The organism is Streptomyces sp. BR1, assembly GCF_052373795.1.
Lineage (GTDB): Bacteria > Actinomycetota > Actinomycetes > Streptomycetales > Streptomycetaceae > Streptomyces.
This window is the reverse complement of the sequence record NZ_CM126252.1, coordinates 1,048,668-1,063,113: the sequence shown is the minus strand read 5'-3', so window position 1 is coordinate 1,063,113 and position 14,446 is coordinate 1,048,668. Positions and strand designations below refer to the sequence as shown.

The 14,446-nt window shown below is 72.4% G+C and carries 15 protein-coding genes; 9 read left to right on the top strand and 6 right to left on the bottom strand.

Going from position 1 to position 14,446, the window contains the following annotated elements; all coding sequences use genetic code 11:
- The 3 genes from ACT1U9_RS04850 (at position 1) to ACT1U9_RS04840 (ending at position 2,371) form a co-directional block, all read left to right on the top strand.
- Complete coding sequence (locus ACT1U9_RS04850; RefSeq protein ID WP_444537129.1) at positions 1-912, top strand: hypothetical protein; 912 nt, start codon at positions 1-3, stop codon at positions 910-912.
- Between the two features lie 80 nt (positions 913-992).
- On the top strand, positions 993-1,799 hold the full coding sequence (locus ACT1U9_RS04845; RefSeq protein ID WP_444537128.1) for a lysophospholipid acyltransferase family protein: 807 nt from the start codon (positions 993-995) through the stop codon (positions 1,797-1,799).
- 17 nt (positions 1,800-1,816) lie between these two features.
- Positions 1,817-2,371: a hypothetical protein gene (locus ACT1U9_RS04840; RefSeq protein WP_444537127.1), complete on the top strand. Its 555-nt coding sequence runs from the start codon at positions 1,817-1,819 to the stop codon at positions 2,369-2,371.
- On the opposite strand, the gene ACT1U9_RS04835 is transcribed toward ACT1U9_RS04840, so the two are convergent.
- The 3 genes from ACT1U9_RS04835 to ACT1U9_RS04825 form a co-directional block, all read right to left on the bottom strand.
- On the bottom strand, positions 2,362-2,778 hold the full coding sequence (locus ACT1U9_RS04835) for a DUF3291 domain-containing protein (RefSeq protein ID WP_444537126.1): 417 nt from the start codon (positions 2,776-2,778) through the stop codon (positions 2,362-2,364). The genes ACT1U9_RS04840 and ACT1U9_RS04835 overlap by 10 nt on opposite strands.
- 74 nt (positions 2,779-2,852) lie before the next feature.
- Positions 2,853-4,406, bottom strand: a complete 1,554-nt coding sequence (locus ACT1U9_RS04830; protein ID WP_444539008.1) for an acyl-CoA carboxylase subunit beta — start codon at positions 4,404-4,406, stop codon at positions 2,853-2,855.
- A gap of 50 nt (positions 4,407-4,456) precedes the next feature.
- A complete protein-coding gene (locus ACT1U9_RS04825; RefSeq protein ID WP_444537125.1) occupies positions 4,457-4,807 on the bottom strand; it encodes an SCP2 sterol-binding domain-containing protein in 351 nt (116 codons plus the stop codon).
- 262 nt (positions 4,808-5,069) lie between these two features.
- Between ACT1U9_RS04825 and ACT1U9_RS04820 the strand changes: the two genes are divergently transcribed.
- The 4 genes from ACT1U9_RS04820 to ACT1U9_RS04805 all read left to right on the top strand — a co-directional run bounded on the left by ACT1U9_RS04820 (position 5,070) and on the right by ACT1U9_RS04805 (position 10,439).
- Positions 5,070-5,249 (top strand): hypothetical protein, encoded by a 180-nt coding sequence (locus tag ACT1U9_RS04820; protein ID WP_444537124.1) that lies wholly within the window; start codon positions 5,070-5,072, stop codon positions 5,247-5,249.
- Positions 5,246-7,522: a TOMM precursor leader peptide-binding protein gene (locus ACT1U9_RS04815; RefSeq protein ID WP_444537123.1), complete on the top strand. Its 2,277-nt coding sequence runs from the start codon at positions 5,246-5,248 to the stop codon at positions 7,520-7,522. The genes ACT1U9_RS04820 and ACT1U9_RS04815 overlap by 4 nt, the downstream gene beginning before the upstream one ends.
- 34 nt (positions 7,523-7,556) lie before the next feature.
- The gene (locus tag ACT1U9_RS04810) at positions 7,557-9,101 is read left to right on the top strand and encodes a SagB/ThcOx family dehydrogenase (protein ID WP_444537122.1); all 1,545 of its coding nucleotides are present in this window, start codon (positions 7,557-7,559) and stop codon (positions 9,099-9,101) included.
- A 117-nt stretch (positions 9,102-9,218) separates the two neighbouring features.
- On the top strand, positions 9,219-10,439 hold the full coding sequence (locus ACT1U9_RS04805; protein ID WP_444537121.1) for a sensor histidine kinase: 1,221 nt from the start codon (positions 9,219-9,221) through the stop codon (positions 10,437-10,439).
- On the opposite strand, the gene ACT1U9_RS04800 is transcribed toward ACT1U9_RS04805, so the two are convergent.
- Positions 10,415-11,023, bottom strand: a complete 609-nt coding sequence (locus ACT1U9_RS04800) for a response regulator transcription factor (RefSeq protein ID WP_444537120.1) — start codon at positions 11,021-11,023, stop codon at positions 10,415-10,417. The two genes, ACT1U9_RS04805 and ACT1U9_RS04800, sit on opposite strands and share 25 nt — an antisense overlap.
- A gap of 266 nt (positions 11,024-11,289) precedes the next feature.
- On the opposite strand from ACT1U9_RS04800, the gene ACT1U9_RS04795 reads away from it, so the two are divergent.
- The gene (locus ACT1U9_RS04795; RefSeq protein WP_444537119.1) at positions 11,290-12,108 is read left to right on the top strand and encodes an AfsR/SARP family transcriptional regulator; all 819 of its coding nucleotides are present in this window, start codon (positions 11,290-11,292) and stop codon (positions 12,106-12,108) included.
- 15 nt (positions 12,109-12,123) lie between these two features.
- Here ACT1U9_RS04795 and ACT1U9_RS04790 read toward each other — a convergent pair whose 3' ends face one another.
- Positions 12,124-13,698 (bottom strand): multicopper oxidase family protein, encoded by a 1,575-nt coding sequence (locus tag ACT1U9_RS04790; protein ID WP_444537118.1) that lies wholly within the window; start codon positions 13,696-13,698, stop codon positions 12,124-12,126.
- A gap of 8 nt (positions 13,699-13,706) precedes the next feature.
- Positions 13,707-14,138 (bottom strand): hypothetical protein, encoded by a 432-nt coding sequence (locus ACT1U9_RS04785; RefSeq protein ID WP_444537117.1) that lies wholly within the window; start codon positions 14,136-14,138, stop codon positions 13,707-13,709.
- 137 nt (positions 14,139-14,275) lie between these two features.
- Here ACT1U9_RS04785 and ACT1U9_RS04780 point away from each other — a divergent pair, with 137 nt between their 5' ends.
- On the top strand, positions 14,276-14,401 hold the full coding sequence (locus ACT1U9_RS04780) for a hypothetical protein (protein ID WP_444537116.1): 126 nt from the start codon (positions 14,276-14,278) through the stop codon (positions 14,399-14,401).
- Positions 14,402-14,446 lie beyond the last annotated feature (45 nt).

Genomic DNA, 14,446 nt, shown 5'->3' with positions numbered 1-14,446 from the left:
ATGACCACCGTGACCACACCGGCGCTCTCCATACGGAGTGTCCACCGGCCCGTGCACCGCTGGCTGCGCAGCCTGTTCTTCTGGCCGGTGCTCATCCACTGCGTCGCCTGTCTGGTGCCGCTCTACCTCTTCAGCTCCCGCACCGGCTCGGGCTTCGCCTGGAGCGCCGGGTCGCCGCTGAGCGCCGCGGTGCTCGGTGCCGGGTACGGCGGGGCCTGCACCATGTTCGTGCTGACCCTGCGCGAGCGGGACTGGACGAGCGCCCGCGGCACCGTCTTCGCCCCGATCACGCTGCTCGTCTCGGCGCTCGCGCTCACCTTCATCTACTGGGACGACTTCCACTTCACCAGCGGCGGCGCGCTCGCCCGCGCCTTCGCCTGGCTGTGGCTGGCCTCGCTGGCCTGCTTCCCCCTCACCGCGTACCTCGTGTGGCAGGTCCACGACCCGAAGGCCAGGGCCCGCGAGGAGCGCGGACCGGCCCCGATGCGGGCCGATGTGAGCATCCCGACCGCCGTCATGGGCGCCGTGCTGTGGGGTCTCGCGTTCGCGCTGTGGATCGCCCCGGGCGCGGTCGGCCGCCACTGGGCCTGGAACCTCGACGCGCTGGACGCCCGGATGCTGGGGGCCTGGTTCTTCGCCTTCGGCGCCGGGGCCTGGCAGGCGCTGTGGGAGCACGATCTGCACCGGATGCGGGCCGGGTTCCTCACCGACGTCACGCTCAGCACGCTGTCGCTGATCGCGCTGGTGCGCTACTCGGACGAGGTGCACTGGGGCCGGCCGCTCACCTGGGTCTATCTCGTGGTCCTGGTAGGCCTGCTCACCGCCGGGCTCACCGGCCGCTTCATGGCGCTCCCGGAGGCCCTGGAGCACGAGCGCGAGGCGCGCGCCGCCCGGGAAGCGCAGACGGCCTGAACCGTCCGAAGTCCCGTACGGCCGCCGGGGATCCGGCGGCCGTACGGACGCGGCTCCCCCAGGGAAGGGATGTACCGACCGTGAACCCCCACAAGGGCAGCTTCAGGATCCACGAGACGCTCACCACCTCGTTCCGGCAGTGGGTCGCCCACCACCACGTGGACGCGGTGGAAGGCCTGGACCACATCCCCGCCGGCGGGCCGTTCATCGTGACCGCCAACCACCTGAGCTTCTTCGACCACTACCTGCTGGAGACCGCGCTGTTCGCCGCCCGGGGCCGGTATGTGTACTTCCCCGCCAAGGCCGCGAACTTCGGCCACCCCGTCAAACGCCTGCTGCGGCTGAGCGTCGGCTGCGTGCCGCTGGACGGCGACCGACCCGACCGGCACGCCGTCGCCGCCCTGAAGGAGGTCGTCGACGGCGGCGACGTGCTGTGCACCTACCCGGAGGGCACGCGCGGGACCGGCGGCACCATGCTGCCCTTCCACGACGGGCCGTTCTACTTCGCGGTGCGCTGCGGTGTCCCCGTCGTCCCCGTGATGCTGTGGGGTTCGGACCGCATCCTGCCCAAGGGCGCGGCGATTCCGCGCCGCGTCAGGGCCCGCCTGGTCTTCGGGCCCGCGTTGACGGCCACCGCAGACGGGGCCAGGAGCGCGCGCATCGCCGATCTGCGCACGCGGGCGAGGGCGCGGATGGAGGAGCTGGGCCGCCGGGCCCGCACGGCTTTCGGCAGCCCGGACGCGGAGAGCGTACGGCAGTGTCTGCGGCGGGCGGACCGGATCGCGGCCGGGGCCCGCGCCGAGGGCCGCCCGCTGGCGCGCGGGGAGCGCCGCAGGATCGCCGTGCTGCGCGGCCTCGCCCGCGCGGCCGCCGCCGAGGCGGTCTGATCCGACGAGGAGAGTGCATGATCACAGAACAGAACCCCTTGACCGCGCCGACACCGGCGGCGGTGTTGTACGGCGACACACTCGTCGTCTTCGAGGGCCACAGACGGCTGTTGTGGGACCGGCCGGGGCCCGGGCGGTGGCGGCCCGTCGGCCTGTGGCCCGGGCCCGCCGAGGCCGCGGCCCTCGCCGCCCGGCTGGCGTCGGGCCACAACGTCCTGGTCGTCCTCGGCCGCGACCGCCAGAGCGTCCCGCTGCTCGCCGAGGAGCTGGCGGCGGCACCGGCCGAAGTGCGGTGGCTCGCGGCGGCGGGACCGGGCACGGCCGAACCGTACGACGTACGCATTCCGTTCCTCGACTGGCTGCCGCCGGCCGAACGGCTGCGGGGACTCGAACTCCTCGCCCAGGGCGCCGAGTTGGTGCGCAGCACCCCGGCGGCGCTGCTTCCGGCGCTGCTCGCGGACACGGTGGGTCCGACGCGGTCCCCGGTGCGGTTCGTCCTGTGCACACGCGCGGCCGGCCCCGGCGAGGAGCACATCGCCGGGGCTGCCGCGCGGCTCTTCGGTCACCCCTGACGCGCCGCCCGCTCCTGCGCGCGCTCCTGTTCGGCCAGGCGCCGGTCGGCCTCCGCCCAGGAGGGCGCCACGGCCGCGTCCTGGCGCCAGGAGACGAAGAGCGAGTCGCGCATCGCGGGCTTCAGCCGGGACATGGTGGAGAAGTGCGGCTCGGCCTTGATGTACGCCTGCATCGCCTTGCCGCTCTCCCACGCGGAGAGCGTCCAGAACGTCTTGTGCCAGGGGTCGGCCCGTAACGAGAGACCCACGGCACCCTCCGACGACCGGGCCTGCCGGTAGACTCCGCCGGACAGCATGAAGAAGCGCGGCACGCGGACGAGGGACTTGAGCCTCAACCGGGATGCCAGGACGACGACTTCACCTTGGTAGCGGGCCGCGGGCCCGGACGACCAGGGGAGCGTGTGCATATGTCCTCCTTCGCGACGGAGCGGCACGACCTGAGCGGTCGTGCCGCCATGGTTTCGCAGGGGCCCCGCGGCCGCTACATCGGTGGATTGCCGTGCTTGCGGGACGGCAGATCGGCGTGTTTGGCGCGCAGCGTCCGCAGCGAGGCGATCAGCAGCCGGCGGGTGTCGCGCGGATCGATGACGTCGTCGACCAGACCGCGCTCCGCCGCGTAGTACGGATGCATCAGCTGCTCCCGGTACTCGGCGATCAGCCGGGCGCGCGCCGCCTCGGGGTCGTCCGCGGCGGCGATCTCCCGGCGGAAGACGACGCCCGCCGCGCCCTCCGCCCCCATCACCGCTATCTCGTTGGTGGGCCAGGCGAACGACAGGTCCGAGCCGATCGAGCGGGAGTCCATCACGATGTAGGCGCCGCCGTACGCCTTGCGCAGGATCAACTGGACGCGCGGCACGGTCGCGTTGCAGTACGCGTAGAGGAGCTTGGCGCCGTGCCGGATGATGCCGCCGTGCTCCTGGCCGACGCCCGGCAGGAACCCCGGCACGTCGAGCAGCGTGACCAGCGGGATGTTGAAGGCGTCGCAGGTCTGCACGAAACGCGCGGCCTTCTCCGACGAGTGGATGTCCAGGACCCCGGCCTGTACGCACGGCTGGTTGCCCACGATGCCGACGACCTGGCCGCCGAGGCGCGCCAGGGTGCACACCACGCTGCCCGCCCAGGCCGCGTGGACCTCGAAGTGCTCGCCGTGGTCGACGATCTCCTCGATCACCGCGCGCATGTCGTACGGGCGGGCCGCGTCCGCCGGGACGAGGTCGACCAGCGCGTCGCACGGCCGGTCGTCCCGGTCGTCGCCGGGCAGGGCGGGCGGCAGCTCCCGGTTGTTCTGCGGCAGCAGCGAAAGCAGGTAGCGCACCTCCTCCAGGCAGATCCGCTCGTCGTCGTACGCGAAGTGCGCCACCCCCGACAGGGCGGCGTGGACATCGGCCCCGCCCAGGCCGTTGTGCGTGATCTCCTCGCCGGTCACCGCCTTGACCACATCGGGTCCGGTGATGAACATCTGCGAGGTCTCGCGCACCATGAAGACGAAGTCGGTGAGCGCGGGGGAGTAGGCCGCGCCGCCCGCGCACGGGCCGAGCATCACCGAGATCTGCGGGATCACCCCGGACGCCCGGGTGTTGCGGCGGAAGATCCCGCCGTATCCCGCGAGCGCCGTGACGCCCTCCTGGATCCGGGCGCCCGCCCCGTCGTTGAGGCTGACCAGCGGGGCGCCCGCCGAGTCGGCGAGGTCCATCACCTTGTGGATCTTCTGCGCGTGCGCCTCGCCGAGCGCGCCGCCGAAGACGCGGAAGTCATGCGCGTACACGAAGACCGTACGGCCGTGGACAGTGCCCCAGCCGGTGATCACGCCGTCCGTGTACGGCTTCCTCGCCTCCAGGCCGAAGCCGGTCGCGCGGTGCCTGCGCAGCGGTTCGAGCTCGGTGAAGGAGTCCATGTCGAGCAGCAGCGCGATGCGTTCGCGCGCGGTCAGCTTGCCCTTGGCGTGCTGCGCCTCGGTCGCGCGTGCGCTCGGCCCGTCGAGCACGTCCCGCTTGATCTGCCGCAGCTCCGCCAACCGGCCGTGGGCACCGACCAGTTGGGCTTCCGGATCGACCGGCGGCGGGACCGTCTCCTCGCTGAGGACGCTCACTTGGACTCCCTTCCCCACTGGTCGACCCAGCTCATGGCGAACGCGACGTCCCCCTCGATGCTCAGCAGCCCCGCGGCGAAGGCCACCGAGCCGCGCTGCTCGCCCAGGACGATCCGGGTCAGACACTCCTGGCCCACCCGGACCGTCGCGTTGGGCTGGTGGAAGACGGCCCCGGCCGGCGAGCAGCCCTCGTCCGTGGCGACCACATAGCGGTCCCGGTCCCCGGCCGGGGTGTCCACGACCAGGCGCACCACCCCGGGCCGCACCGGCCGGGTGTGCCGGCAGGACCAGGCGAGCAGCCGGTCCAGCGTCTCCTCCACCGCACGCGTGCGCACCGCGGCGACCATGGCGTTCCCCCTTCCGCCGCGCTCCTGGGCGCACGGCTCGTCGGCCGACGATCGCCCCGGGCGCCGGACATCCGGATGGACCGCCGCTGGACCGGCTCCCGCGCGGTCCGGAGACATGAATTCCTCACACGGCGCGGGTGACGACGGCACACCCGGTTGGTGAGGACGGCACTGTCGGACGGGGAGCGCCGACGCACATCCTGAGTGCTCCTATTCCAGTCGCCGTCCGCGCCGGACGGCGACGCCGACGGGGGAGTCCTCAATGTCGATGTTCGGCCCGCTCTCCGCCCAGGAACACCGCACGACACCCAACGCCCAGGCCGCCCGGCTCCCGCTGCTGCCCGAGGAGGAGCCGCTGGAGCTGGTCATCGAAGTGCTCAGCGCCCCCAGCGGGCGGCCCGCGCTGTTCTCCCTCTGCTGGGCGGGCGACCTGACGTCATGACCTCGCTGCGGATCGGGTTCCGGCGCCACCTCCGCGCGGAGGTGGTGCCCGACGACGCGACGTATCTGATCTCGGAACACGGGGTCACCGCTGTCAGGGCGCCGCATCTGGAGAGCCTCGCCCCCCTGCTCGACGGCAGCCGCGACCTCGCGGCGCTGCTGCGGGAAGCCGCCGGAACGCTCTCGCCCCGGCGCCTTGAGGCACTCATCGAGCGGCTCGCGGAAGCGGGCTTCATCGAGTACCGCGAGGCCGGCGCGGCCGTGGGGCCCGCCGAGCACAGCGTCGAGGCGTACTGGGAACTCGCCGGCCTCGACGGGCAGAGCGCCCGCGGCCGCAGCGCCTCGGCGACCGTGGAGCTGCGCGCGGTCGGGGAGTTGGACCTCGACGCGGTCGCGGGAGCCCTTGGCGCGGGCGGCGTGCGGGCCGCCGTGGGCGCCACTCCGGGCGCGGCGCTGACGGTCGTCGTCTGCGACGACTACCTCAGCGCCGCGCTGCCCGCCATCGACGCCGAGCACCGGGCCGCCGGCCGCCCCTGGCTGATCGCCAAGCCGACCGGCGCCACCGTCTGGGTCGGCCCGGTCTTCCACCCGGACGGCCCCTGCTGGAGCTGTCTGGCGCACCCGCTGCGCCGCCACCGTGCGGTGGAGTCCCGCATACGGGCCGCCACCGGCCGGGTGCCGGACCGGCCGCACCCCGCCGCCGGGCTGCCGTCGACCTGGGCCACCGGCCTCCAGCTCACCGCGGTGGAGACCGCCAAGTGGCTGGCCGGGCACCGGTATCCGGGCCAGGAGTGCGTGCTGACCTTCGACACGCTCACCCTGGACTCCCGCAAACACCGGCTGCGCAGGCGCCCGCAGTGCCCGCACTGCGGCACCCCGAGAACCCCGGCCGCCACGGTGCCCATCGTGCCGGTGCCCCGGCTCCGGGCGCCCGACGCGGGCGGCTGCCGGGCCCGCTCCGCCGAGCGCATGCTCGATGCGTACGGCCATCTGGTCAGCCCCATCACCGGAGTCGTCGCGGAGGTCAGCCGGGTCGAGGGCGGGCCCGCGTTCCTCAACAGCTACAGCTCCGGGGCCAATCCGGTCGGCGGCGGCCAGGGCCTGAGCGCGGTGCGCGCCGGGCTGCGCCAGCTCAACGGCGGCAAGGGCGTCACCGCGCTCGACGCCAGGGTGAGCGCGCTGTGCGAGTCGGTGGAGCGCTACTCCGGCTGTCTGCACGGCGACGAGCCCCGGATCAGGGCGAGTTACCGCTCTCTCGGCGAGCGGGCCGTGCACCCGGGCAGCTGCCAGCTGTACGCGCCGGAGCAGTTCGCGGACCGGGCCGCCTGGAACGCCTGCCACGGCGGGTTCCACCATGTGCCCGAGCCGTTCGACGAGGACGCCGAGATCGACTGGACGCCCCTGTGGTCGCTCACCGGGCAGTGCGAGCGGCTGCTGCCCACCGCCCTGCTCTACTTCCCGCCCGCCGACGACGGCGTGCGCCCCGCCGCCGGGCGGGAGTTCTGCCGCGCCGACTCCAACGGCAACGCGGCGGGCACCAGTCTGGAGGACGCCGTCCTCCAGGGCTTCCTGGAACTCGTCGAGCGCGACGCCGTCGCCCTGTGGTGGTACAACCGCACCCGCCAGCCCGCCGTCGACCTCGACGCCACGGGGGACCTGTGGACCGGCGAGCTGCGCGAGGTGCACCGGAGCCTGCGCCGCGAGGTCTGGGCCCTCGACCTCACCTCCGACTTCGGCATCCCCGTCTTCGCGGCGCTGTCCCGCCGCACCGACAAACCGGCCGAGGACATCGTGTTCGGCTTCGGCGCCCACTTCGACGCGCGTATCGCCCTGCGCCGGGCGATGACCGAGCTCAACCAGCTGCTGCCCGCCGCCCTCGGCGCCTGCCGCCACGGCGACGGCTACCGCCTCACCGATCCCGCGCCCCTTCAGTGGTGGCGCACCGCCACCCTGGACAACCAGCCCCATCTGCGGCCGAAGGACGGCGAACGCGCCCGCCCGGTACGGGAGTTCCCGCGCCACGCGTGCGTGGACCTCGCCGAGGACGTCGCCGCCGTGACCGCGTCCGTACGGGAGAGGGGCCTCGAACTGCTCGTCCTGGACCAGACCCGGCCCGAGACCGAGCTGCCCGTGGTCAAGGTCCTGGTCCCGGGGCTGCGTTCGTTCTGGGCCAGGTTCGCCCCCGGCAGGCTCTTCCACGTGCCGGTCGCGCTCGGCCGGCTGGCGTCACCGACTCCCGCCGCCGACCTGAATCCGCTGCCGCTGTTCGTCTGAGCCCCGACCGCCTCCGCCCCACCAGGAGCCCACCGTGTCGCACCCCAGCACCCCCGACCGCCGCCCCCAGGAGGCCACCGCCCTGTGGTCGCTGCGCGAGGACGTACGGGTCGAGCCCTCCGACGACGGCCACACGGTGGAGATCCACGGCCGCTGGCTGGACCTGCGCATCAGCAGGCCGGGGCCGGTGCTCCTGGAGGCGCTGCGCCGGATGACCCTGGGCCCGGTGAACCTGGCGAACATCCAGGGGATCCGGGCCGGCGACGGCGTCCTCGCGGAGGTGCTGCGCAGCCTGCACGACCTGGTGGTGCGCTCCCTGGCGCTGCGTGACAGCGGACAACTGCTGCTCTCGGTGGTGCCGCTGGCGCGCACGGCCCGCTTCGATCCCGAACCACCGCCCGAAGGTCGTCTGTTGAAGCTGTCGCGGTTCGCGGTGCTGCGCCGGGACGGCGACCGCTTCGTCCTGGAGTCGCCGCTGTCGCTCCACCGCGTGGTGCTGTGCGCGCCCGAGGCCCAGTGGGTGGTCGCGGCGCTCGGGCGGCCCACTCTGCCCGAGGACGCGGCCGCCCGTACCCCGCTGGCGCCGCCGGTGGTGCGGGAGATCCTCGGCCATCTCATCGGCACCGGCATGGTGCTGGTGTCGCAGTCCGGCGGGGAGGAGTTCGAGGAGGACGAGGACGCGGCGCTGCGCACCTGGTCGGCCCCCGACCTGCTGTTCCACACCCGCTCGGTCACCGGACGCGACGACGGCGACTTCGGCGCCACCTTCGCGCACGCGGGGAGCATCGACCCCCAGCCCGCCGTCAAGAAGCGCCCCGCCGGGCCCACGGTGGCGCTGCCCCGCCCGGACCTGGGTGAACTCCTCAGCCGGGACCCGCAGTTCACCACCGTCCTGGAGGGGCGCCACTCCACGCGGGGCTACGGCTCGGCGCCGCTGTCACTGCGTACGCTCGGCGAGTTCCTCTACCGTACGGCCCGTGTACGTTCCGTACGGGAGACGGGAGCGGACACCCTGGCGCACGCCGTCAGCGACCGGCCCTACCCGTCGGGCGGCGCCGCCTACGACCTGGAGCTGTATCTGACCGTACGGGGCTGCGAGGGCGTGCCGGACGGCATCCACTACTACGCGCCGGACGAGCACTGCCTGGTCGCCGTCAACGAGGAGTGGGCGGCGGCCGAGGAGCTCATGGCGGGGGCCGTCGCGGCCGCCGCGCTGTCCGGGCCGCCGTCCGTGCTGATCACGCTGACCTCGCGGTTCCAGCGGCTGTCGTGGAAGTACGGGGGCCTCGCCTACGCGCTGGTGCTCAAGCATGTGGGTGTGCTGCTCCAGACCTTCTACCTGGTCGGATCCGCGATGGGCCTGGCCGCCTGCGCGGTGTGCAGCGAGGACATCGAGCTGTGCGCGCGGGCGTTCGGGCTCGACTGGCGCACGGAGTCGGCCGTGGGTTCCTTCGTGCTCGGCTCCGCGCCGCAGGAGGCCGAGCGCTGTCGCCCGCAGTGGGTCGACGTCAACGACGCGCACTGGCACGACCGTTCGGCCGTCGAGCTGCGCGAGGGCCTGCGCCCGCCGGCCGCGTAGGCGTAACGAAAGGCGAGAAAGAACCGGCGTGAGAGTGACCCTCTCATGTGCGCGCGGTACCCCTATCATGACGGCGTCGCTGTATACGGCGTACCTGTTGACGTTCAGGGGGAGAGCGTGACGGTGCCGCGTTTGCCATGGCTGTCCGGCCTTGGGATCTCCGGTCAGGACCAGCGGGAGAAGCTGCCCCCGAGGCTGGCCTTCGCCATTGTCCTGATCGTGTTCTTCGGCTTCGCGCTGATCGCCGTACTGAATGTGGTCAGCGCCGATCCGGGCCCCTTGCTGCTGACCTTCTGCGCGCTCTCCAGCGTCGCGCTCCTCGGCCTCCAGGCGGTGCACAGCGCGCCCGGCGCCTGGCGGATCCGGGCGCGGTACGGCTTCTGGACCCTCGGGGCACAGGCCGTGCTCACCTTCGTCCCGCTGCTGTTCTTCAAGCTGACCTGGGGCGGCATGGGAGGCTTCCTCGCCGGGTCCTGCCTGCTGGTCGTCGCCGCACCGCTGTGCTGGCTGATGTTCGCCGCGATCGCCCTCGGCACCGCAGGCACCGCGGCGGCGCTGGGCAGTAGCTGGATCGACACGTCGTATCTCGCGGTGTCGACCGTGCTCACCGGACTCATCGTGTACGGGATGACCCGGCTCTCCAACCTCGTCTCCGAACTGCACCGTGCCCGCCAGGAGTTGGCCGACCTGGCCGTCTCCGAGGAGCGGCTGCGCATCGCCCGGGACCTGCACGACCTATTGGGCTTCGGGCTCTCCGCCATCACCCTCAAGAGCGAACTCACGCTGCGGCTGGTGCAGCAGCGGCCGGAGCGCGCCCGCGAGGAGCTGGGGGCCATCCTGCAGATCTCCCGGCAGGCGCTCGCCGATGTGCGCGCGGTGGCCAGCGGCTACCGGGCCATGTCGGTGAACGCCGAGGCCGCGTCGGCCGAGGAGGTGCTGGCCGCAGCCGAGATCGACGCCCGCATCGACCTCGACCTCGGCCCGGTCTCCCGCGAGGCCGGCACGGTCCTGGCCGTCGTGATCCGCGAGGGCGTCACCAACATCCTGCGCCACAGCAAGGCGCAGCACTGCGTCATCGAGGCCCACTGCGTGGGCGCCGGGAACGGCGGCGAGGGTGCCTCGGTCCGTATCACCGTCGCCAACGACGGCGTCTCACAGGACGGACCGGGCAGCGGGCGCGACGGCGGCAGCGGCCTCGGCAACCTCCGGGTGCGGGCCGCCCAGTTGGGCGGCCGGCTCACCGCGGGCCTGTCGGACGACGGCTGGTACCGGCTGGTCGTCGAGGTGCCGCGCGCGGGCTGCACGCCGGGCGCTCAGGTCAGCCAGCCGTTCTCCTGAGCGATACGGATCGCGTCGACCCGGTTGCGCGCGTTGAGCTTGGTCACCGCCGTGGTGAGGTAGTTGCGCACGGTGCCGATGGAGAGGAAGAGCCGGGTGGCTATCTCCATCGCCTCCGCGCCGTCGGCGGCGAGCCGCATCACCTCGATCTCCCGCCGGGTCAGCGGGTTCTCCTTGACGTCCCAGGCGGCGAGGGCCAGCTGGGCGTCGATGACCCGCCCGCCGGCCGCCACCTTCCGTACGGAATCGGCCAGTTGGTCCGGCGGCGCATCCTTGAGCAGGAAGCCCGACACCCGCGCGGCCAGCGCCCGGCGGTAGGTGCCCGGGCGCCCGAGGCTGGTCAGGATCAGCGCCCGGCACTCGGGCACGGCCGTCCGCAGCTGGTCGGCGGCGCTGATCCCGTCGAGCCCCGGCAGATCGATGTCGATGATGGCGACATCGGGCCGCAGTTCCAGCGCGGTCGGCACCAGCTGGTCCCCGGAGGAGAGCTCGGCCACCACCTCAAGGTCGTCTTCCATCTCCAGCAGGGCGACAAGCGCCCCTCTGACCATGTGCATGTCTTCGGCGATCACGATCCGGATCAACGGAACCCCCCAGGTGACCCGCGACTCGTCCTCTTGACGACAGACCCTAACCGACAAAGGTCCGAACCTCTCCCCGCCGACGCGCCAAGTACGCATCCCCAACTGCGCGGCGGATATGAAGGATTCACGGTCCGCACCCTGTACGGATCACCGAGGACCGGGGAGCGTCGCACTGGTTCCGACCGCCCCGAAGTGACACCTTCGAGGTGCGGGGCGATCCACGCGTTCCCCGCATCGCCACTCCCCCTTCTCGGCCTGGAGTCCAGATGGAGATCACGCTGCTGGGACCGCTGAACGCAGAGGCGGCCGGTTCCCCCATCCTGCCGACGGCCGCGAAGACCCGGCAGATCCTCGCCCTGCTGGCCCTGCACGCCAACCGTGTGGTGCCGGTGCCGATGATCATGGAAGAGCTGTGGGGGTACGACTTGCCGCGCAGCGCCCCGACCACCCTCCAGACGTACATCATGCGGCTGCGCCGGGTGATCGACGCCTCGGTCGCGGGCCGCCCCTGCCCCCCGGCCAAGGACATCCTGGTCTTCCGCCACGACGGCTACTGCCTGTGCATGCCCGACGGTACGGTCGACGCGATCGAGTACGACCGGCTCGCGGCGCGGGGCCAGCGGATGTTCGAGGCGGGCGACGACGAGCGGGCCGTGGAGGTGTTCCGGCAGGCGCTCGGCCTCTGGTACGGAGCCGCGCTCGCCGGCATCCGCAGCGGCCCCCTCCTGGAGATCGAGCGGGCCCGCCTCGAAGAGAGCCGCCTGGGCGTCCTGGAACGCTGCATCGACGCCGAGCTGTGCCTGGGCCGCCACGCCGATCTGCTGGCCGAACTCTCGGTGCTCACCGCCCGGCACACCCTGCACGAGGGCCTCTACGGCCAGCGGATGATCGCCCTGTACCGCTCGGGCCGCTCGGCCGAAGCCCTGGTCACTTTCGCCCAGCTGCGCAACCGCCTGGTCGAGGAACTGGGCCTGGACCCGTCGCCGAGGCTCCAGCGCCTCCAGCGGGCGGTGCTGTCCGGGGACGAGATCCTGGAGCGGCACCGGGAGCCGGGCCGCAGGCTGCTGGACATGTTCGCGGCGTAGCCGGTCGCAAGTCGCTCAGACGATCTCGAAGTTGGCCATCATCGCCATGTCCTCGTGCTCCAGGTTATGGCAGTGGATCATTGAGCGCCCGGTCCGGGGCGCGAACCGGGCCAGTACGTCGACGACTTCGTACGGCCGCACGTCCACGGTGTCCTTCCAGCCCGCGTCGGCCGCCCGGGGCGCCTTGCCGTCGCGGGCGACGACCCGGAAGCGGGCCAGGTGCAGATGGACGGGATGGTGGAAGTCGCTGGAGAACCGCCACCGCTCGACGGTCCCGGCCCCCGGCGCGGCCAGCGACTTCGCGGAGTCGAACGGCTCGCCGTTGATCGTCCACATCGCCCCGCCGTCCCCGTTGGTACGCCGGAAGTCGAACTTCCGTACAGCTGCGGGAGACGGAGTACGGGGAGCCTCGGCCCGGGCGAGCAGCTCCGGCACCGGGGCGGACTCCTCCCGCTCCCGACGGCTGATCCGGAACCGCATGACGTTCCGACTGCCGCCGCTTTCAAGGGCATTGACCAGTGTGACGGTCGATCCGTAAGGGAAGGCGGCGAAGTCGACCACGACGTCGAAGCGCTCGCCGGGCGACACGGGCAGTACGTCATGGCGTACGGGGTGCTCAAGCAGCCCCATGTCGCTGCCGATCTGCGTGAAAGCCGAGCCGTCACGCGGGCCCGGTTCCAGGGCGAGCTGATAGCGCCGGGCGTTGGAGGCGTTGAGGATCCGCAGGCGGTGCCGCGTACCGGAGACTTCGAGCTCGGGCCAGGGCGCGCCGTTGACGAGGACGACGTCGCCGGTGACTCCGGACATGAACTCCTCACGTACGCCAGGCGTTTGGGTCAACGAGGGATCGAGGGAGGGGTAGCTCAGTGAGCCGTCCTCGTCGAAGGAGCGGTCGCAGATCATGAGGGGGATGTCCTTGTCGCCCTTCGGCAGCGGGAGAGCGTCCTCGACGCCGTCGCGGACGAGGAACATCCCGGCGAGCCCGCGCCAGACCTGCGGGGCGCTGAAGCCCATGCGGTGGTCGTGGTACCAGAGGGTGGCGGCGGGCTGGTCGAGCGGGTACCGGTAGATCCGGCTGCCGCGGGTGTACGTCCAGTCCTCGGGGGCGACACGCATGGACGGCATATCGGCCATGGATCCCATCGAGCCGCCGTCGGCCATGTGCTGATAACCATCGGGCACGAGCAGATCGGTCGGATAGCCGTCGGATTCGGGCGCCTGGAGGCCGCCGTGCAGATGGGTGGAGGTCGGTACGGGCAGCTCGTTGCGGACCCGGACGACGACGGGATGCCCCGAACGCCCCTCGATCAGCGTTCCGGGAAACCGCCCGTCGTACCCCCACACGGCGGTCCGCAGCCCGGGCAGGATCTCGATCCGGGCCTCGCGCTGGACGAGTTCGTAGTACGCGGTGCCGTCGGTCGTCCGCAGGGGCTTGGCCACGACGGGCCGGGGCAGCGGCACCCGGAACGGCTCGGGCAGCCGCGCCCGGCTCCGCACGGTCCGCCCGGAGACCTCGCGCGTGAGGACACCGCACCCGGAGGCGGCGAGAAGGGCGGCGCCGGACGCGCCGAGGAAGCCCCGTCGACTCAATGGCGCCTTCACCGGGTCCGCCGCTGGCTGAAGACCCAGTACGTGAGGGCGGTCGCGGCAGCGGTGAGGCCGACGCCAAGGGGCAGATGCAGGGCCAGCGTGCGGGAGTAGCCGAACCCGCTCTGCGCCTCCACGAGCCCGCCGATGACCAGCGTGAGCCCGACGGGCCACAGCGGCCCGCGCCCGAACCGCCACACGGCAGCGGCGGCGCCGACGTTGAGCCAGCTCGCGGTGGAGATGAACGTGGCGTTCAGCGCGTGCAGCCGCAGCATGTCCGTGTCACCGGTGATGAACAGCCCCGCCAGCACCGGCTGAACCAGCACGAGCAGCAGAAACAGGCAGGTGACGGTACGCATCACGACGATGGGCCAGCGGGGCACGGCGGCCGGAACAACGCGTTCCTCGACCTGCGGCCGTACGGCCACCCGTAATCGGGCCATGGGTCTCACCTCCGGGATATGCGGTCCCCTCAGCGTCCCGCCCCGGACTGGACGCGGACCCGACAGGAGGCTCGCCCCGCGAGGGCGTCGGGACCCCGTGGCCGGAGCGTGACACTGCGCTCACTACCCTGGAGCGAGTGAGCGAAGTGACTGAGACGCCCGAGACGACGAAGACCCCGACCCTGCAGTACCGGATCGACGGCCCCGACGACGCCCCCGTGCTGGTGCTCGGCCCCTCCCTCGGCACCACCTGGCACAGGTAGGTAAAGCCGTCTTAGGGCGTCCAGCCAGTCCAATGCGGACACGTA